Below are 19,929 nucleotides of genomic sequence, written 5' to 3'. Positions count from 1 at the left end.
CAACTGGTCAAGATGACGACGCCCGCGGGCGCCGTTAGAATACCTGCCCTTCAATTTGCGCGTCGTGTCTTTGCGCCGCCTTTCCAGCGTCACTACGGGAGCCTACATGCAGTCCTCCAACCAGCAGCCGCGCGTCGGCGTGATCATGGGGTCGAAGTCCGACTGGCCGGTCATGGAGCATGCGGTGGCAATGCTCGAACGCCTGGGGGTGGCCCACGAGACGCGCGTGGTCTCGGCCCATCGTACGCCGGATCTGCTGTTCGACTACGCCAAGTCCGCTGCCGGGCGCGGTCTGCAGGTCATCGTGGCCGGTGCCGGCGGAGCCGCTCACCTACCCGGCATGGTGGCCTCGCAAACGGCGCTGCCGGTGCTCGGCGTGCCGGTGGAGTCCAAGGCGCTCAAGGGTCTCGACTCGCTGCTCTCCATCGTGCAGATGCCGGGCGGCATCGCGGTGGGCACGCTGGCCATCGGCAAGGCCGGAGCGACCAACGCCGGCCTGCTGGCGGCGCAGATCGTGGGGCTGCAGGACGATAAGGTACGCGCTGCCGTCGAGGCTTTTCGCGCCGAGCAGACCCAGACGGTGCTCGACAACCCCGACCCACGCCCCCCGACCGAATGAACCAGAGCCGAATGAGCCAGCGAGAGGAGAAAACGACATGAACATCGGCGTGCTCGGTGCCGGCCAGCTCGGCCGTATGCTGGCCTTGGCCGGCTATCCGCTGGCCAACCGCTTTACCTTCCTCGATACCACCGGCCATCCCAGTGCGGGAATCGGCGAGGTGATGATCGACACCGACCAGAAGCACCTCGAGGCGTTCCTGGCCAAGGTCGACCTGGTCACCTATGAGTTCGAGCACCTGCCCGTGGCGCTGGTGCAGGCCATCGAAGAGGTCAAGCCGGTCTATCCCTCGAGCGAGGCGATTCGCATCTGCCAGAACCGCGCCGAGGAGAAGGCACTGTTCGATCGCCTGGGCATCCCCACGCCGGCCTACCGCCTGGTGGAGCATGCCGACGAACTGGAGGCCGCGGCCCGCGAGCTGGGCTGCCCGGTAGTGGCCAAGTCGGTCACCGAGGGTTACGACGGCAAGGGACAGGCGGTGCTGCGGGATCCCAGCGAGGCGGCCGAGACCTGGTGCAGCATCAACCACCCCCGGCTGATCGTCGAAGCCTTTGTCGACTTCGTACGCGAAGTGTCGATCATTGCCGTGCGTGGGCGCGATGGCGAGGTAGTCTTCTACCCCATGGCCGAGAACCTGCACGTCGACGGCATCCTGCGCTATTCGCTGGCGCCGATGCCGGACCTCGACGAGGCGGTGCAGCAGACCGCCGACGGCTATATTCGGGCTCTGCTCGACGAGCTCGACTACGTTGGCGTGCTGACCCTCGAGCTGTTCCAGACTCGCGACGGCAGGCTGCTGGCCAACGAGATGGCGCCGCGGGTGCACAACTCTGGCCACTGGACCATGGACGGCGCCGTGACCAGTCAGTTCGAGAACCACCTGCGTGCCATCCAGGGTCTACCGCTGGGCGATACCTCGGCGCGCATGCCGACCTGCATGGTCAACGTGATCGGCCAGGAGGGCGACCCGGCGGCGATACTCGCCATCGGTGACGCTCACCTGCACCGCTACGACAAGAGCGAGCGCCCCGGGCGCAAGCTCGGCCACGTCAATCTGCTGGCGCCGACCCACGGCGAGCTGCTCGAGAAGGTGCACGCTTGCGCCTGGCTGTTGCCCGAGGCGCCGGAGCCGCGCTTCAGCTTCGAGGACAAGTTCCGCCCAGGCCACTGAGCCGGCCGATCGCAAGACAGCGCAGCGGGCCCCGCCATGGCGGGGCCCGCTGCGCTGCGATTCGCTCGCTCAGATATTTGCCCTATGCGCCGATGATGCCGCCGTCTTCTCGCGTGATCACCAGCGTCGCCGAACGCGGAATCTCACTGCCGCCCTCCGGCCAGTGGCTTGTCAGCCGGTTCTTGGCGAAGTCCTGTGCCGAGGTGTTGGCGCCGGGGTGCTGCACGTTGACGAACAGCGTGCGCTGGTCGGGCGTCATGGCAATACCGGTGATTTCCTGGCCGATGGGGCCGGTGAGGAAACGCTTGAGCTCGCCGGTTTCGGGGTTGGCCACCAGCATCTGGTTGTTGCCGAACGGTGCGTAGACGCCTGCATTCACCGCCGATTCGCTGATGTCGGTCTGGATCCACACACGGCGATCGGGATCGATCCACAGCCCGTCGGGCGACGCCAGGATGGCGTCCTGGTCGAGGGGCTCGCCGTGCAGGTCGCGCCCGCTCTCCCCGTCGCCCGCCAGCAGGAAAATATCCCACTGGAAATGTTCTGCAGCGTGGGTGCCGTCTTCCTGCCAGCGGATGATGTGGCCAAAGTGATTCTCGGCGCGCGGGTTGGCAGCGTCGCGTTGCTCCTCGCTGCGGCGGGTGTTGTTGGTCAGCGTGAAATAGACCTGGCCGCTGGCCGGGTCCACCGCGCCCCACTCCGGGCGGTCCATCTTCGTCGCCCCGGCGTGGTCGGCAGCGCTGCGGGCATTGATCAGGATATCGGCCAGATCGGCAAAGCCGTTTTTCGGCGTCAGTCCGTTCTTGCCCGGTGCCAGCGCCAGCCACTCGCCACTACCGTCTTCGTTGAACCTGGCCACATAGAGCGTGCCCTCGTCGAGCAGTGAGCCATCGGCAGTGGCGGCCTGATAGGGTCTGGCCGAGACGAACTTGTAGATGTACTCGAAGCGTGCATCGTCGCCGGAATAGCAGACCACCGACTGACCCTCCACGGCGGGGGCGAAGATCACCCCCTCATGGGCGAAGCGGCCTAGGTGGGTGCGCTTGATCGGCGTACTCTCGGGATCGTAAGGGTCGATCTCCGTCATGTAGCCGAAGCTGTGGGGCTCGTTGCGGTAGTCCTCGCTGGGCGAGGCGCCGCGGGAGGTGGCGTCGAAGCGGATGAACTCATCGGCGCCGCCTTCGGCACGATGCCATTGGTAGCGCCCCTCGCTGCGCGTCTGGATGCCGTAACGCGACTGGCGGCGATCGATCTCGGCATCCTCGTTGGCGAAGTAGCCCGACCAGTTCTCCTCGGCGGCGAGATAAGTGTTCCATGGCGTGACGCCGTTGGAGCAGTTGTTAAGGGTGCCGCGGGTCATGCTGCCGTCTGGGCTGTACTTCGTCATGACGTGTTCGGTACCGGCCACCGGCCCGGCCAGGCGCATCGGCGTCAGGCCGGTGATACGCCGGTTGTGCTCGTCCTCGACCACCTGCCACTGACCGGTCTCGCCTGCTTGGACGCGTACGACGGTAACACCATGGCCGTTGATCTCCTTGCGCACCTGATCGGCCTCGCGCGTGCCGTCCCTCTGCGCGGGAAAGCCGCTGGAATCGAGTGCCAGGCCCTGGGCAGCAGCGTGCATGAAGCGCGGCTCGACGTACTCATGGTTGAGTACCAGCAGGCCGTCGCGGGAGCTGCCCTCGATCGGAAAGAAGTGCATGCCGTCGTGGTGGCTGCCCACCTGGTGGGCCTGGTCCTCGCCGCTGGCTTCCAGGGAAGCGGCCGGCATGCTGCCACTGATCGGCGTGCCCCAGGGGATGAAGGTCTGCACCCGGTAGCCTTCCGGCACCACCACACTGTCGGCGGTACTGACCGGGATCGCCTGGAAGCCAATGCTCGGGGCCGGTGCGCCGGTACCGGCGGCCAGGGCGCGGCCGAAGGGCAGGCTGGTGGCCATGGCGCTCGCTACCGCCACGGCCAGACTGCTGCGCAGCAGCGCGCGGCGGCTCATGCGTGCCTCTAGGATATCGCCGAAGTAGGTATTGGACGAGGTGTTGCTCGCCGGCTCGTCACCTGCGGCGAGGGTCGGGTCAGTGGTACCGATGTGCTGGGGCTGTTGCATCTGCTTGCCTCACATGAAGTCACGGGGAGCCCCATGGTCGGGTGAGAAAGTGACATCGGCATGAACGAATGAAGTCGTATGCATGACACCGGGTGGCCAACCCCGGACTGGAAGGCCCCGCACCAGAGGGGCCTTCGGCTCACTTGGTCGAGGTTGGTAGGGATCAGTCGTCGGTGCCGGACGGACGCTTGTGACGATGCCCCAGGATGGCGCAGGCCAGGCCGATCATCACCATCACCGCCACCACCCAGCCGGGACTGTAGAAGGTAGTGTAGACCTCCCAACCGGTGAGACGCAGCAACTCGGAGAATCGCGTCGTTGCGCCGGCAAGATGCCCTCCCAAGGTGCCGGTAGTGGCAAAAAGCAGTCCGCCCATCAACGCCAGGACAACCAATACCCAGCGCCGCCTCCCGTTGAAAGCGGTTGCACCGGCCCGCCATACCAGAACGGTGAGCATGCTATAGAGGCCCAGCGACCACAGGGCCATCAAGATATGGTTGCGAGCCATCGGGCTGGCCAGGTTGGCCTCCAGTGGCCAGACCAGCAGGCCGCTGACGATGGCGGCCGAAGCCCCGAGGAGGCTGAGTACCAATACCGGTAGCAGGGCGGCGCGGCTAAGTTCGGCCAGCTGGCCGGGAAGCAGGGTGCCGATCAGTATCATCAGGGTGGCCAGGGCCCAGAACGCTTCCGGAAAATGAACGAGCATATGGTGCATACCGGTCATGAGCGATCTCCTCGGGAGCGTGGGCGGAAGACGGGTAGCAGGGCGAGGGTGACGCCGAGCATGGCGAGCAGGCCGGCGATCAGGGTCAGCCACCACTGGCCGGTAATGGCGTCGTTGAACTCCATCTCCATGCCATAGAGCGCCAACTGCTTCTCGCTGTGACGGGGCCGGACCGGCTGGCCGGCGGCGATGTCCTCGGCTCCGGCGTGTGCACGGCTGGTCAGTAGCGGCCAGTCCACCTGCCCGGGGTAGAACAGCGTCATTTCGAACCAGTCGTCGCTCCACTCCGGTGAGTCGTTATCGATGCGTTGGGCCATTATGTCACTGTGACGACCGAGCCCCAGCGAATAAGGATGCGAGACGTAGTGCCAACGACTGCCTGTCGCATTGCGATACACGGCGATGCCGATGTCATAGACGCCCTGTTCGCGGAAGGTTTTGTCATCCAGTGGGTTTCCAGTATCCATGTCGCGTACCAGGGTTACGTCCCAATAGCCGTCTTGCCAGCGTGCATTCCCATGCACTGCGATGGTCCCCCGGGAACCCTGTGGCTCACGCAGCAGGCGGCGTGGGATCACGTCGCCGTTCTGCCAGTCATGACCGGGGTCGAAGTCGGTGCGGTTGGCCTCGGACAGGTAGTAGAGACCGTCGAAATCGACCTGGCCGGACGTCACGTCCTCCCAGCGCAGGGCGCGCTGGCCGGTCTGTTCGGGGTCGAGCATCCATAAAGGGCGATTGTTGTCGACGTCCCAGTTGGTGAGGTAGGGGCCAGTTCCGGCGTCGCTGTTGCGATACTCCCCGATCCACTGGTCGTCGGAGGCGCCGATGGGGTTGGAGCGTCCGGCACGCCAGTGCCACAGGTCGAGGAAGTAGCCGGCCTCGCGCTGGGCAGCGAGCGTCTCGGTATCTTCTACGCTGCGCCAGTCATGCTGGTCCGTCCGCGTGCCCGGTAGGTACTTGCGCACGTCGCTCTGGCCGAGCTGCTCGCCCAGGTGCGGATGGGCGGTGACCTCGGCCGGCGAGGCCGAGTCGCTGAAGAAGCGCATCCGGTCGCCGACGGTAACGTAGCCACCGTAGAGACCGAAGTCCGGCACGCCACCGTCGTCGACCAACATGGCCACTCGGTCCTCGTAGGTGCCGTCGGGATCGGGACCGGCCCGGGAGTTGCCGTGACGGATCCACTCACCATCCTCGAAGCGCAACATGTCGTGATAGACATGGGCGTGCTCGGCGGGCCAACGGTAGCGGAAGAAAATTCGCTCGCCGTTGTAGGCGGCCTGTACCTGCAACGGCATGGTCAGTTCGTCGGGAATCCAGATGTTGCGTTCGAGATCATTGCCAATCACCCCGGCGCCCTGGGTGGCCCAGGCCAGCCCGAGGGCGATCGGCAGGCCTAAGACCAGCCACGGGCCGGCACTCTTGTCATGACTCGCCATGAGAACTCCTGCCATGGTTAAAATATGTAACTGCCTTCCAGTGTGGACCACGTCAGAGTGAGCGAGCTGATACAAATCAAGAGCGGAGCGACAATTGGCCACATTTTTTGAATTTGGCGTGGCGCACAAGGACAGCCGAATTGCGTTGAGAGGCTGCCTCGCCAAACATAGACATATCAAGTAAATATAGAACAGTTAGAACAATAACCGACTCGGACCCCAGCATGGCCCTTGCGCTTCAGGATGAGCAACGCGAGCTAGACGCGGCACCGTCAACGGATGTTTCCCGTCGTCGCCAGTTGACCCATGAACAGGTGCTCCTGCTCTACGAGCGGCTGTGGCAGCCGGTGCTGGCCAGCGTTCTGGCGGCGTGTCTGCTGGTGGGCGCCATGTGGCCGATCATGCCGCCGAGCTACCTGCTGGGCTGGCTGGGCGCTCTGTTAGTCGTGTCGGGCGGGCGCCTGTGGCTGGCCTGGTATTTCCACCGTCAACCGGCAAAGCGGCGGCGTCAACGGCGTTGGCTGTATCGGTTTGCCTGGGGTACCGGTATCGCAGGTGGGCTGTGGGGAGTGGCCGGCCTGACGATGTTCACCATGGAGCATCACGGCCAACTGGCGGCGCTGGCGATCGTGCTGACGGGCATCGCCGCCGGCGGGGTCACCACGCTTTCACCAGTGGCATGGATGGCACCGTTGTTCGTCCTGCCGACCATGCTTCCACTTCTGGTTCAGATGTTGCTGCAAAATACCTCCCTCGCCCTGCTGCTGGCCGCCATGATCGTGCTGTTCCTGGGGCTGGTGCTCATCATCAATCGTCGCCTGCATCGCACCATTTCCGACAATATCGCCCTGCGCCTGCTCGTCTCTTCGCGCGAGCGGCAACTGCGTGTCAGCGAGGCGCGCTACCGTGCCATCTTCCGCCACACGCCGCTGGGCGTGATGCACTTCGACCGCGAGGGGCGGGTGGTCGACTGCAACGAGAAGTGCCTCGACATCCTCGGCAACAGCCGACAGCGCCTGCTGGGCATGAACCTGCTGACACAGCTGAACGACGAGCGCGTGGCCGGGGCGATACGCGATGCCCTGGAGAGCGGTACCGGCTACTTCGAGGGTACTTACCGTACCGTGGTCAGCGGCAAGCAGACGCCGCTGCGTGCATTCTACAGTGCCCTGCGCAATGAGGCGGGCGAGGTGGTGGGGGGCGTGGCGGTTATCGAGGACTTCACCGAACGCAAGCTGGCCGAAGAGACCATCCATCGCCAGGCCTACTTCGATCCGCTCACCGAACTCCCCAATCGACGCATGTTGATCGAGACGCTGGCTTCGACCATCCGCGATCGTCGCGACGACGGCCGTGTCGGGCTGGTGATGTTCCTCGACCTGGATCGTTTCAAGATCATCAACGACACCCTCGGACATGCGGTGGGGGACGAGCTGCTGCGCCAAGTAAGCAAACGCCTGCTGCTGAGCCTCGATAAAGACGCCATGGCGGCGCGGCTCAGCGGCGATGAGTTCGTGGTGATGATGCCGGCCCTGAGCTCTGACCGCCAGGCTGAGCTGAGCCGGGCCGAACACCGCGCCGAGCGGCTGCTCTCGACCCTGCGCCGTGCCTACGATCTGGGCGGGCAGCACATCAGCGTGACGCCGAGCATCGGCTACACCCTGTTTCCTCTGGGCGACGAGGACGTGGGAGACGTGCTGCGCCATGCCGACACTGCCATGTATCAGGCCAAGCTGAAGGGACGGGCACAGATCTGCGGCTACGAGCCCTCCATGCAGACCCAGATGAGCTGGCGCCTGGAGATGGAACAGGCACTGCGGCTCGCTCTAGCTGAGGATCAGTTGAGCATCGCCTTCCAGCCCCAGCTTGACGAGAATGAGCATGTTATCGGCGGCGAGGCGCTGATGCGCTGGCACCATCCCCGCCATGGCTGGGTTTCGCCCGAGGTGTTCATCGCCATCGCCGAGGAGAGCGATCTCATCGTCGAGCTCGAGACATGGATGTTGGATCGCTGCTGCGGGCTGCTTTCCCGTCTGCCAGTCGAGATCCTGCCGCGATTGTCGGTCAATATCAGCGTGCGACACTTCACCCAACCCGGTTTCGTCGAAGGGCTCACTTGGGTGACCGGTGCCCATGGCATTGACCCGACGCGGCTCGTCGTGGAACTGACCGAGAGCATCATGATCGATGGGCTCGAAGATGCCGTCGAACGCATGCAGGCGCTCAAGCAGCTGGGGGTGCACCTGGCCCTGGACGATTTCGGCACGGGATTCTCTTCGCTCTCCTATCTCAAGTCGTTGCCGCTGGACGAGCTCAAGATCGACCGCAGTTTCGTCAGCAACCTCGATACCGATGGCAGCGATGCCGCCATCGTGGAGACGGTGCTGGCCATGGCCCAGCACCTCGGTATCGACGTGGTCGCGGAGGGGGTAGAGAACGAAGCCCAGCATGAGTTCCTGCGGACTCGCGGCTGCCGGTTGTTCCAGGGGTATCATTTCTACCGGCCCATGCCTGGCGAGGCCTTCGAAGCGCTGCTGGCCGGCAGGGAAGTGGAGCAGGCCGGCCAGGATCGGGCCTGATTCAGCCGAGCGCACCGCCGCTGGTCCACAACCACAGGGCGATAAGTGCGAAGTGGCTGGGGTACCACGCCAGCCACAGCCGGCGGGGCATGGCGACGGGAACGTCGCGGGCCAGGCGATGTGCGCCGGCGGCCAGCCACAGCACTGTCAGGCAGGTGGCAACGGTAAACGACTTGGCCATATCGGAGCTGTTCATGAGTCCGGCGACGACCAACAGCGGCACGGCCATGGCGACGGCAGCGAGTCGCTCGGCAAGTGAGTCCCCGGCATTATGCAGGTGGTGCAGCGCAAGCATGAACAGCGGAATCAGCAGCAACCCGCGGTGGCCGTACTCGACCCATTCGCCGAGCAGATACCAGACCGCCAGGGTCGTCGCCAGGCCCAGCCCCGCCCAGGCGCTGCCCAGACTGCCGCTGCGATGGCGCGCGAGCAGTTCGCGCAGCCAGGCGCCCCAGGCCAACCCCAGTGCCAGGGTGAAGCAGACGTTGAGGATGAAGGCATCGGAGGCCCGCGGCATCAGCATGTAGGGTAGTTGGGCGGTCAGCCCGATGACCAGGATGCGGCGGGCATAGCACAGCGGATTGCGGGTATTGAACAGGCCATGCCAGGCGACCATCGCGGCGAACAACGGAAAGGCGATGCGGCCCAGCGACGACCCCGCCCAGCCGAGTTCCCAGCCGGCGGGCAAGACATAACGGGAGAGATGATCGATGGTCATGGTGGCGAGCGCTAGCCACTGTCCCCAGCCGGTCCAGGTGGAAACGGGGCGCTCTCGCACTGTCGGAGCGACGGCCTCTGCGGTCATCGGAACCTCCCTGTTAAAGACGACAGTCGTGTGACCGGTGCGCTGTTGGAGAAGTTCAGCGCCCGACGGGATGAAACGAGGGCATACAGATGCGCAGCGGCTTCGGTTTCGATCTTCGCAGCATGGAGATCTTCGTCGAGACATTGGAGCAGGGCAGCCAGAGCGCGGCGGCCAGGCGGCTGGGGCTCAAGCAGTCCTCGGTTTCGCAGAGCCTGGCCAACCTGGAGGAGAGCATGGGCGTGACGCTGTTCAAGCGTCACTCACGCCCCCTGGAGCCGACCAGCGCAGGACGCTTCTTCTACGACCGTGCCCGCCGCCTGCTCGACGATGCGCGCAATACCCGGCGCGAGCTGGTCAGCGGTGGTTTCGGCCAGCTCCATCAGGTTCGCCTGGCGCTGGTCGACTCGCTGGCAACGGCGGTGGGACAACCGCTGATCGAGCTGATACGGCGCCATACCCGCGACTATACCCTGACCACCGGGCTGTCGCACATGCACGGCCACTCCCTGTTGACGCGTCACGTGGATATCATCGTTTCCGATGATCGGCTGGAGAACTACGACGGTCTGGAGCGTCATGGCTTGCTGCGCGAGCCCTTCGTGCTGGTGATGCCGCTCTCCTGGAACGGCCCGCTCGACAACCTGCGCTGGCTGGCGCGCCACCTGGACTTCGTGCGCTATACGCCGCAGTCGTTGATCGGCCAGGCCATCGAGCGCCACCTGCGCTTGAACCAGCTCGAGCTGCCTGCCCGGCTGCATCTCGACAACACCTTCGCCGTGCTGCGCCTGGTCAGCGCCGGTGCCGGATGGACCATCACCACCCCGCTGTGCCTCTATCAGGCCGGCCTCGACGACCTTCAGGTTATGGTGGCGCCGTTGCCGCTGGCGCCACTGACCCGGGAGCTGACGCTGGTGGCTCGGCGTGACGAGTTGGGCGAGCTGCCCGCGCTGCTGGCACGCGACAGCCGGCGCCTGCTGGAACAGCATTTCCGGACTCAGCTGGAGCGGGCGCTGCCCTGGCTCTCCGCCGAGGTCATCACCCAGACCTGACCCCACCACTGCCGGATATCATCGCCCTCGCCACGCACCCTATGGGTGCGTGGCGCGGCTCAGGCGTCCCTTTCGCGAGCATTATCGATTTCATCGATACCCCAGACGTCGCCGATACCGATGCTTGTTGCGCATTCCCGAGTCACGTCCGAAGACTGAGCGAAACCCAAGCGATCGGTACTGGAAGATGCCAAGAATAATAACGCTCTATGTGCGTTGGGTGGATGCGTTCAACCGGGTGGTGGGGCGCATCGTCATGTTTCTGATCTTCGTGATGATCGGCGTCCTGCTCTATGCCTCGGTGGCGCGCACCGCCTTCAACAGCCCGCTGATCTGGAGCATCGAGGTTTCGCAGTTCATGATGGCCGCCTACTATCTGCTGGGCGGCGCTTACGCCATGCAGATGGACGCCCATGTACGCATGGACCTGTTCTACTCGCGCTGGTCCGACCGCACGCGGGCCATCGTCGATGCCATGACCATCCTGCTGCTCATCGTCTTCCTCGGCACGCTACTGTTCGGCGGCATATCCAGCACCGAATATGCCTTGCGCTATGGCGAGACGAGCTACACCTCCTGGGCGCCACCCCTGGCGCCGATAAAGATCATCATGACCTTCGGCGTGCTGCTGATGCTGCTGCAGAGCATCTCGACCCTGTTCAAGGACATTGCCCGGGCGCGTGGCGTGGCGCTGGAAGGGGGGAGTCCTGAATGAGCTACGAGATGATCGCCCTGCTGATGTTCTCGACCATGATGCTGCTGCTGCTCACCGGGCAGCGGGTATTCGGCGTGATCGGCTTCGTCGGCGCCGCCTCGGCGCTGCTGCTGTGGGGGCAGGGTGGCGTGGAGATGCCGTTCAATTCCGCCATCCAGCTGATGAACTGGTATCCGCTGCTGACCCTGCCGCTGTTCATCTATATGGGCTACATGCTCTCCGAGTCGGGTATTGCCAGCGAACTCTACGAGATGTTCCACGTCTGGATGGGCTCACTGAGGGGCGGCCTGGCGGTGGGCACCATCGGCCTGATGGTGGTGGTCTCGGCGATGAACGGGTTGAGCGTGGCGGGCATGGCCATCGGCGCGACCATCGCCCTGCCGGAACTGCTGCGGCGCGGTTACGACAAGATCATGGTTACCGGCGTGATTCAGGCGGGAAGTTCGCTGGGCATCCTGGTGCCTCCCAGCGTGGTGCTGGTGCTCTACGGCATGATCGCGCGCCAGCCGGTCAGCCAACTGTGGCTGGCCGGGGCCATTCCCGGCCTGATACTGGCCGCGCTGTTCGTCATCTACATCGTCATTCGCTGCCGTCTGCAGCCGCATCTCGGCCCGGCGCTGCCCTCCGAAGAGCGCCAGATGAGCCTCGCCGAAAAGCTCAAGCTGCTGCGCGCCGGCATCCTGCCGCTGCTGATCTTCTTCTTCATGACCGGGCTGTTCCTGATGGGCGTCACCAGCCTGGTGGAGAGTTCGGCGGTAGGGGCGGTGTCGGCCACCCTGGCCGCGCTGGTCAAGCGCCGCCTGACCTGGAAGGTGATCGAGAGCACCGTGCACAAGACGCTCGGCATCAGCTGCATGTTCATGTGGATCATCCTGGCGGCGCTGTGCTTCGGTGCAGTATTCGATGGCCTCGGCGCGGTGCGCGCCATCGAGAACATCTTTCTCGACCGCATCGGCATGAGCCCGTGGCAAATCCTCGTGATGATGCAGCTCTCCTACATCCTGCTGGGGATGTTCCTCGATGACACCGCCATGCTGGTGATCGTGGCACCGCTCTACGTGCCGCTGGTGATCAGCCTGGGCTTCGACCCGATCTGGTACGGCGTGCTCTACACCATCACCGTGCAGATCGCCTACATGACCCCGCCGTTCGGCTACAACCTGTTCCTGATGCGCGCCATGGCGCCGCCGGAGATCTCGCTTGGCGACATCTACCGTAGCGTCTGGCCCTTCGTCGGCATCATGCTGATCGGGTTGGCGCTGATCACCATTTTCCCGCAGCTGGCGCTGTGGCTGCCGCAGCTCTATCGCGGCTACTGACGACTCCCAGGAGGTGCACCACGGCACGACGATCGAGTACCACGATTCTTCCGACAACAAGCAAAACAGCAGGAGAAGACCCATGACCAATCGTCGCGATTTTCTCAAGAAGGCGGGCCTGGCCACTGCCGCCACCGTCGGGGCCACCACTATTTCGGCACCCTACGTCCACGCCCAGTCGCGCAGCCCGATTCGCTGGCGCTTGCAAACCTACGCCGGGCCGGCGTTAGCCGAGCATGTCATCAAGCCCTCCATCGACGCCTTCAACAAGGCCGCCAACGGCGAGATGGAGATCGAGCTCTACTACGCCGACCAGTTGGTGCCCACCGGCGAGCTGTTCCGCGCCATGCAGCGCGGCACCATCGATGCCGTACAGAGCGATGACGACTCGATCAACGCACCTGTCGACGTCTCGGTATTCGGCGGCTACTTCCCGTTCGCCTCGCGCTACAGCCTCGACGTGCCGGCACTGTTCCACCACTACGGGCTCAAGGAGATCTGGGAGGAGGCTTACGGCGAGGTAGAGGGCGTTACCTGGCTGGGTTCGGGCGCCTGGGACCCGTGCAACTTCGTCACCCGCGACCCGATTCGAAGCCTTGCAGACCTCGAGGGCAAGCGCGTGTTCACCTTCCCAACCGCCGGGCGCTTCCTCAGCCGCTTCGGCGTGGTGCCGGTGACGCTGCCGTGGGAGGACATCGAGGTTGCCATGCAGACCCGTGAGCTCGACGGCATCGCCTGGGCCGGCATCACCGAGGCCTATACCGTGGGCTGGGCGGACGTCAGCAACTACTACCTGACCAACAACATCTCGGGTGCCTGGGCGGGCTCCTACTTCGCCAACACCGAGCGTTGGAACGAGCTACCCGAGCACCTCAAGACCCTGTTCAAACTGTGCATGGACAGCTCGCACTATTACCGTCAGCACTGGTACTGGTGGGGCGAGGCGCACTACCGCACCACCGGCGGAAAGCTGGAGCTGACCTCGATTCCCGAGTCGGAGTGGCAGCAGATCGAGGACGAGGCGCTGGCCTTCTGGGACGAGATCGCCCAGGAGAGCGACCGCAGTGCCCGCGTGGTGCAGATCCTCAAGGACTATCGGCAGACCATGCAGCAAGCAGGACCTCCCTACCGCTACGGTTGAGGGAAAGGGCGGGTGCGATAGCCGCACCCGCCCTGTCGGCTTGCGCCGCAACCGTGAACGACAAAGACAAGAGGTGCGAGGAAACCGAGATGAGCCGACTCCAGGCAAGAGACATCAAGAACGCCGACGATGCCCGGCGAATCGTCGAACAGCGTGGCCTCAGCCACGTCAAGGTCGGCATGTTCGACATCGACGGCGTGATGGTCGGCAAGTATATGCGTCGCGACAAGTTCTTTCACGCACTCAGCGAGGGCTTTGCCTTCTGCGACGTGGTGCTGGGCTGGGACAGCAAGGATGAACTCTACGACAACGTGAAGTACACCGGCTGGCACACCGGCTACCCCGATGCCGAACTGCGGGTGATTCCCGAGAGTTGCCGCGAGTTGCCCTGCGAGGGCGACATGCTGCTGTTCCTGGCCGAGTTCACCGGCGCGGCCGAGACGATTTGCCCACGCGGGCTGCTACGCCGCGTGCTGGCGAAGGCCGGGGAGATGGGCTTTGCCGTCTGCGGTGCGCTGGAGTACGAGTTCTTCATGTTCCAGGAGACCCCGGAGTCGGTGCGCGAGAAGGGTTTTCGCAACCTCAAGCCGCTGACCCCCGACATGATGGGTTACTCGATGCTCAGGAGCTCGGTGCATGGCGAGCTCTACCACGAACTGCTGGGCATGGCCGAGACGATGGACTTTCCCATCGAGGGGCTGCATACCGAGACCGGCCCCGGCGTGCTGGAGGCGGCGATACGCGTCGACGATGCATTGGCCGCCGGCGACAAGGGCGCACTGTTCAAGACCTTCACCAAGGTATGGGCGCAGCGCCGCGGGCTGATGGCTACCTTCATGGCCAAATGGTCGCCGGACTACCCCGGCCAGAGCGGCCACATCCATCTCTCGCTCAATCACCGCGACAGTGGCGAATCGGCCTTCTTCGACGCCGACCAGCCCCACGGCATGAGCGACGTTCAGCGCCACTTCGTCGCCGGGCAGCAGAAGCTGATGCCGGAGTTCCTGGCCATGTTCTCCCCCACGGTAAACAGCTATACCCGCCTGATTCCCGGTTTCTGGGCACCCACCGATGCTACCTGGGGCGTGGAGAATCGCACCACGGCACTGCGGGTGATTCCCGGCAGCGCCAAGTCGCAGCGTGTCGAATACCGCCTGGGCAGTGCCGATGCCAACCCCTACCTGGCGTTGGCGGCGGCGATCGGCTCCGGCCTCTACGGCATTGAGCAGCGGCTCGAACCGGATGCGGCGGTGACCGGCAATGCCTACGAGCTGGCCCATCCCGAGCATCAGGCGCTGTCGCGTACGCTGTGGGAGGCCGCTCAGCGGCTCAAGGCGTCCGAGGCGGCACGCAGCCTGTTCGGTGATGCCTTCGTCGAGCACTTCGCGGCCACTCGTGAATGGGAAGAACGCCAGTTCCGTCGCCATATCACCGACTGGGAGCTGGATCGCTACTTTGAGATTATTTGAGGTGCACATGGCCACACAGAAAACGATTTCACCGGTCGACGGATCGCTCTACGTCGAGCGGGAGTTGGCCGACCCTGCCTGGGTCGAAGCGACATTGAAGAAAGCGGTGGCGGCGCAGCGTACGTGGCGCGAGACGAATCTTGCCGAGCGGGCGCGGTTGTGCTCGAGGATGGTCGATGCCTTCGTCGCTCGTCGCGACGAATTGGCCCGGGAGCTGACCTGGCAGATGGGGCGGCCGATCGCCGTGGCCAGCGGCGAAATTGGCGGTTTCGAGGATCGCGCGCGCACCATGATCTCGCTGGCCGAGGATGCCCTGGCGCCGATCCGCTTGGCCGACAAGCCCGGCTTCACCCGCTACATCACCCGCGAACCGCTAGGCGTGTCGTTCATCGTCGCGCCGTGGAATTTCCCTTTCATGACGGCCGTGAATGCTGTGGTGCCAGCGATCATGGCGGGCAACGCGGTAATCCTCAAGCACTCCGCCCAGACCCCGCTGTGCGCTGAGCGTTTCCAGCAGGCCTTCGACGAGGCCGGCCTGCCCGAGGGAGTGTTCCAGCATTTGCACCTCTCTCACGACGCCGCTGAAACGATGATCCGAGATGCCCGTATCGCGCATGTCTCTTTCACCGGCTCGGTGGCGGGCGGGGCGATGGTCGAGCGCAACGCCGCCGGGCACTTCATTGCCACCGGGCTGGAGCTCGGCGGCAAGGATCCGGCCTATATCCGTGCCGACGTGAACCTCGACGAGGCGGTGCCGGGCGTGATGGACGGCGCCTTCTTCAACTCGGGACAGAGCTGCTGCGGCATCGAGCGCATCTACGTGCACGAGTCGCTTTTCGACGACTTCGTCGAGCGCGCCGTGGCCTGGGTGCGCCAGCTCCGGCTGGGCAACCCCACCGACCCCGAAACCACCCTGGGGCCGCTGGTACGTCCCGCAGCGGCGGACTTCGTGCGCGGCCAGGTCGAGGAGGCGGTAGCTGCCGGAGCCAAGGCTTGGATCGACCCCGGCGACTACCTGCAGTCGGTGCCGGGGAGCGCCTACCTGGCGCCACAGGTGCTGACAGGTGTCGACCATTCGATGCGGGTGATGAGCGAGGAAAGCTTCGGCCCAGTGGTCGGCATCATGCCGGTAGCGGACGACGAAGAAGCCATACGCCTGATGAACGACAGCGACTTCGGCCTTACCGCCGCAGTATTCACTCGGGATATCGCGACGGGCGAGTCCATTGCCCGACGCCTGGAGGCCGGCACGGTGTTCACCAACCGCTGTGACTTTCTCGACCCTGAACTGGCCTGGACCGGGGTCAAGCAATCGGGGCGGGGCTGTTCGCTGTCACGCATCGGCTACGAGACATTGACCCGGCCCAAGTCATTCCACCTCAAACACGCCTGAGCTGGTCCAGGAGAACGCCATGAGCCACGACATGAAATCCTTCACCATGGGCTGGAACTATCCCGCCAGCATTCTCACCGGGGTGGGGCGCATTCGCGACCTGCCCGAGGCATGCAAGGCGCTGGGCATGGGCGCGCCGCTGCTGATCACCGATCCGGGGCTGGCGGCGCTACCGATGGTGCAGGCGTGCGTACAAGCGTGCCAGGAGGCCGGCCTGCGCATTGCAGTGTTCAGCCAGGTCAAGGGCAACCCCACCGGGCGCAACGTACTCGACGGTATGACGGCCTTCCGCAACGGCAGCCACGATGGTGTGATCGCCTTCGGCGGCGGCTCGGGGCTCGACGCCGCCAAGGCTGTGGCGCTGATGGCCAACCAGCGCGAGGGGCTATCGCTATGGTCGCTGGAGGATATCGGCGACAACTGGAAGAATGCCGACGCCCAGGCCATCGCTCCCATCGTCGCCGTGCCCACCACCGCGGGTACCGGCTCGGAGGTGGGGCGTGCCTCGGTAATCACCGACGAGGCGGAGCACGTCAAGCGCATTATCTTTCACCCCGGCATGGTTCCGGCTACGGTGATTCTCGACCCCGAACTCACCGTGGGGCTGCCGCCGGCGATCACCGCCGCCACCGGCATGGATGCGCTGTCGCACTGCATGGAGGCGTGGTGTTCGCCAAACTACCACCCCATGGCCGAGGGCATCGCTGTCGAGGGCATGCGTCGTATCGATCTCTACCTGCAGCGCGCTTACAGCGACGGCCAAGACCTCGAGGCACGCATGAACATGCTGGTGGCCTCGAGCATGGGCGCGACCGCCTTTCAGCGTGGCCTGGGTGCCATGCATGCCTTGGCGCACCCGCTCGGGGCGCTTTACGACGCCCACCACGGAACCTTGAACGCGGTGCTGATGCCCTACGTGCTGCGAGCCAACGAGCGCGCCATCGGCGAGCCGATGGTGCGCCTGGGGCGCTATCTCAACCTGGAGCAGCCGGGGACGGCGGCGGTGATCGACTGGGTGTTGGGCCTGCGCGAACGGCTCGGTATTCCGCATACCCTGGCCGAGCTGGGCATCGATACGCGCCAAGCCGAGAAGGTCGGACGCATGGCTGTGGCGGACCCCTCGTCGGGCACCAATCCGGTCGCCTTCGACGCCGACGAGTACCGCGGTATTTTCGTTGCCGCCGTGGAAGGCCGCCTCTAGGCTTCGTTCGCGAATCGTACAGACGAAGCCAAGGGTCTTTTTGCTGGCGATGCCGTGGCAGGCAGGCCGGTGTCCAGGGAAGGTTCAATGAAAGGAGATTCACCGATGCGCATCGGGCTATTGCAGTGCGATGACGTGGCGCCGGAACTGTGCGAGGCCCACGGCAACTATCCGGAAATGTTCGCCGCCCTGTTCCGGCGGGTTGACCCCACGCTGGAGTTCCAGGTCTGGCGCTGCCTGGATGGCGAGATACCCGACGACATCGACGCCGTCGATGCCTGGATGACTACCGGCTCGAAGTATGGCGTCAACGACGGGCTGCCCTGGGTCGAGGCGCTGTGTGGCTTCGTGCGTGAACTGTGGGAGGCCGGCAAGCCGCTGGTGGGTATCTGCTTCGGCCACCAACTGATGGCCAAGGCACTGGGCGGTGAAGTTATCAAGAGCGACCGGGGCTGGGGCGTAGGCATGTCGTTCAACCGCATCCAGTCACGCGCCGAGTGGATGGAGCCCTGGCAGCCGGGCCTCGATCTGCTGGTCAGCCACCAGGACCAGATCGAGGCGCTGCCGCCCGAGGCCACCGTCGTCGGCGGCAGTGATTTCTGCCCCCATTACCTGATGCAGATCGGCGAGCACTTCCTCGGCGTGCAGGGCCACCCAGAATTCACCAAGGAATACTCGCGCGACCTCATGGCCCTGCGCCGGGAGCTGGTCGGCGATGAGCGAGTGCGCGAAGGGCAGAGCTCGCTCTCCACCGAAGTCGACGACACGCTGATGGCGCGCTGGATCGTCAACTTCATGCAGCGGGCCATAGCGCTGCGCGACTGATCTTGACCGCCTGCTGCTTTCAGCGAAAACGACTGGCCGCGCAGCCTGCGAGCCAGTCGGGTGCTTCGGCTTTGATGCTGGCCGCCAGCAGGCGGCCGGTGGTGGCGGCCAGGGTCAGGCCCAGGTGGCCGTGGCCGAAGGCGTAGCTGACGCCGGGCAGGGAGGAGGCGGGGCCGATCACCGGTAGCGAGTCGGGCAGCGATGGACGCAGGCCGAGCCAGCTCTGGCTGGGCTCGCCAAGCGGGCCGAACAGTGCCTCGGCATGGCGCCTGATGTAGTCGAGTCGTTCGGGATTGGCGGGATCGTCGCGATGCCCCAGCTCGACCGTGCCGGCGATGCGCAGGCGGCCCTTCATCGGCGTGAGGTAGAAGGCGTTCTCGACCGGGCAGCAGGGGCGGCTGACCAGCTCACGGGCGGAGGGAAATTCCAGATGGTAGCCACGCTCCGCTTCCAGCGGGATGCGATCGCCGCCATCGCGGGCCAGGGGTTGCGACCGGATGCCTGTGGCAACCACCACGCGCTCAGCCTGCCAGGGCTCGTGGTCGGTCGTGATACGCACACCGCCGTCACATGCCTTGAGCCCGAGCGCCTTGGCACGCACCAGTCGTGCGCCGCGACTCTGCAGTCTTTCGGCCAGCCGCTGGGCCAGGGTCAACGGGTCGCTCAGGTGGCAGGCGTCGGGAAACAGGATGCCGCCTTTCGCCAGACCCTCTAGCGCCGGTTCCAGCGCCGCCACGGCGTGCGAGTCAAGGCGTTCCTGAACGATGCCGTAACGCTCGCGGGCGGCAATGTCGCGCTGTGCTTCGTGCCATCCCTTGGGGCTACGATAGAAATACAGCGCGCCTCGTCGGTACAGGGTAACGCCCTCGTCATTGTCCTCCAGGTCGTCGAGCACCTGTTGCCAGTCTTCGACGGCGGGAGCGAGCAGCTCGCCCAGGATCTGGGTGGCGTGCTGGGCGCGGCGCGGGGTGGAAGCCTTGAGAAAACGCCAAAGCCACGGGGCCAGCCTGGGCAAGTGCTGCCAGCGTAGGTGAAACGGCGATTGGGGCGACAGCAGCAACATCGGTGCCTGCCGCCATAAGGCAGGCTGTGCAATGGGTTCGACGGCGTAGTTGGCGAGCGTGCCGGCGTTGCCGGACGAGGCTCCGCTGCCGGGCGGTTCCGGGTCCATCAGGGTGACCTCGAAGCCCTGCTGCTGCAGATGCCAGGCACAGGCCAGGCCGACGATGCCGGCACCGATGACGACGACCTCGGCGTGCTGGGTAAGCTGGTTCATGTGCTGTTGCCTGTGTCTGGTTGTTTCGCCGTGGCGTCCAGCTATCGATTCTCTTACGCCGGTGCGTTGAGCGACAAGCCTGCCGGAAATCGCGTTGTTGTGA

Annotated in this window: 16 protein-coding genes; 11 read left to right on the top strand and 5 right to left on the bottom strand. The window is 64.9% G+C overall.

Translation table 11 applies throughout. From position 1 onward, the window contains the following. The first annotated feature begins 106 nt into the window (after window positions 1-106). Window positions 107-619, top strand: coding sequence for a 5-(carboxyamino)imidazole ribonucleotide mutase (purE, locus tag HNO52_RS16480; protein ID WP_197566323.1), 513 nt, complete (start codon window positions 107-109; stop codon window positions 617-619). A 37-nt stretch (window positions 620-656) separates the two neighbouring features. Continuing rightward, window positions 657-1,790, top strand: a complete 1,134-nt coding sequence (locus HNO52_RS16475; RefSeq protein WP_197566322.1) for a 5-(carboxyamino)imidazole ribonucleotide synthase — start codon at window positions 657-659, stop codon at window positions 1,788-1,790. An 82-nt stretch (window positions 1,791-1,872) separates the two neighbouring features. On the opposite strand, the gene HNO52_RS16470 is transcribed toward HNO52_RS16475, so the two are convergent. The 3 genes from HNO52_RS16470 to HNO52_RS16460 form a co-directional block, all read right to left on the bottom strand. Next, window positions 1,873-3,894 (bottom strand): PhoX family protein, encoded by a 2,022-nt coding sequence (locus HNO52_RS16470; protein WP_197566321.1) that lies wholly within the window; start codon window positions 3,892-3,894, stop codon window positions 1,873-1,875. 163 nt (window positions 3,895-4,057) lie between these two features. Next, window positions 4,058-4,618 (bottom strand): DUF2231 domain-containing protein, encoded by a 561-nt coding sequence (locus HNO52_RS16465; RefSeq protein ID WP_197566320.1) that lies wholly within the window; start codon window positions 4,616-4,618, stop codon window positions 4,058-4,060. After that, window positions 4,615-6,054 carry an ethylbenzene dehydrogenase-related protein gene (locus tag HNO52_RS16460; RefSeq protein ID WP_197566319.1) on the bottom strand — a complete coding sequence of 480 codons (1,440 nt, stop codon included), beginning with the start codon at window positions 6,052-6,054 and terminating at the stop codon, window positions 4,615-4,617. Before HNO52_RS16460 ends, HNO52_RS16465 begins: the two co-directional genes overlap by 4 nt. 224 nt (window positions 6,055-6,278) lie before the next feature. Here HNO52_RS16460 and HNO52_RS16455 point away from each other — a divergent pair, with 224 nt between their 5' ends. Beyond that, entirely contained in the window at window positions 6,279-8,633 is a 2,355-nt protein-coding gene (locus HNO52_RS16455) for a putative bifunctional diguanylate cyclase/phosphodiesterase (protein ID WP_197566318.1), read from the top strand. 1 nt (window position 8,634) lies between these two features. Here the strand turns inward: HNO52_RS16455 and HNO52_RS16450 are convergent, their stop codons facing one another. Further along, on the bottom strand, window positions 8,635-9,438 hold the full coding sequence (locus HNO52_RS16450; protein ID WP_197566317.1) for a TraX family protein: 804 nt from the start codon (window positions 9,436-9,438) through the stop codon (window positions 8,635-8,637). Between the two features lie 89 nt (window positions 9,439-9,527). Here HNO52_RS16450 and HNO52_RS16445 point away from each other — a divergent pair, with 89 nt between their 5' ends. The 8 genes from HNO52_RS16445 to HNO52_RS16410 all read left to right on the top strand — a co-directional run bounded on the left by HNO52_RS16445 (window position 9,528) and on the right by HNO52_RS16410 (window position 18,550). After that, window positions 9,528-10,487, top strand: a complete 960-nt coding sequence (locus HNO52_RS16445) for a LysR family transcriptional regulator (RefSeq protein ID WP_197566316.1) — start codon at window positions 9,528-9,530, stop codon at window positions 10,485-10,487. Window positions 10,488-10,674: 187 nt separating this feature from the next. Beyond that, window positions 10,675-11,202, top strand: coding sequence for a TRAP transporter small permease subunit (locus HNO52_RS16440; RefSeq protein ID WP_197566315.1), 528 nt, complete (start codon window positions 10,675-10,677; stop codon window positions 11,200-11,202). After that, a complete protein-coding gene (locus tag HNO52_RS16435) occupies window positions 11,199-12,521 on the top strand; it encodes a TRAP transporter large permease (RefSeq protein WP_197566314.1) in 1,323 nt (440 codons plus the stop codon). Before HNO52_RS16440 ends, HNO52_RS16435 begins: the two co-directional genes overlap by 4 nt. Before the next feature lie 82 nt (window positions 12,522-12,603). Beyond that, complete coding sequence (locus HNO52_RS16430; protein ID WP_197566313.1) at window positions 12,604-13,662, top strand: TRAP transporter substrate-binding protein; 1,059 nt, start codon at window positions 12,604-12,606, stop codon at window positions 13,660-13,662. 89 nt (window positions 13,663-13,751) lie between these two features. Then, window positions 13,752-15,131, top strand: coding sequence for a glutamine synthetase family protein (locus HNO52_RS16425; protein ID WP_197566312.1), 1,380 nt, complete (start codon window positions 13,752-13,754; stop codon window positions 15,129-15,131). A 7-nt stretch (window positions 15,132-15,138) separates the two neighbouring features. Beyond that, window positions 15,139-16,524, top strand: a complete 1,386-nt coding sequence (locus tag HNO52_RS16420) for an aldehyde dehydrogenase family protein (RefSeq protein ID WP_197566311.1) — start codon at window positions 15,139-15,141, stop codon at window positions 16,522-16,524. 19 nt (window positions 16,525-16,543) lie between these two features. Beyond that, window positions 16,544-17,725 carry an iron-containing alcohol dehydrogenase gene (locus HNO52_RS16415; RefSeq protein ID WP_197566310.1) on the top strand — a complete coding sequence of 394 codons (1,182 nt, stop codon included), beginning with the start codon at window positions 16,544-16,546 and terminating at the stop codon, window positions 17,723-17,725. Between the two features lie 87 nt (window positions 17,726-17,812). Then, complete coding sequence (locus HNO52_RS16410) at window positions 17,813-18,550, top strand: glutamine amidotransferase-related protein (RefSeq protein WP_332107641.1); 738 nt, start codon at window positions 17,813-17,815, stop codon at window positions 18,548-18,550. Window positions 18,551-18,569: 19 nt separating this feature from the next. Here the strand turns inward: HNO52_RS16410 and HNO52_RS16405 are convergent, their stop codons facing one another. Then, a complete protein-coding gene (locus tag HNO52_RS16405) occupies window positions 18,570-19,826 on the bottom strand; it encodes an NAD(P)/FAD-dependent oxidoreductase (RefSeq protein ID WP_197566309.1) in 1,257 nt (418 codons plus the stop codon). Window positions 19,827-19,929 lie beyond the last annotated feature (103 nt).

The sequence above is a fragment of the Halomonas sp. MCCC 1A13316 genome (assembly GCF_014931605.1).
Lineage (GTDB): Bacteria > Pseudomonadota > Gammaproteobacteria > Pseudomonadales > Halomonadaceae > Halomonas.
This window is presented reverse-complemented; position numbering and strand designations above follow the sequence as displayed.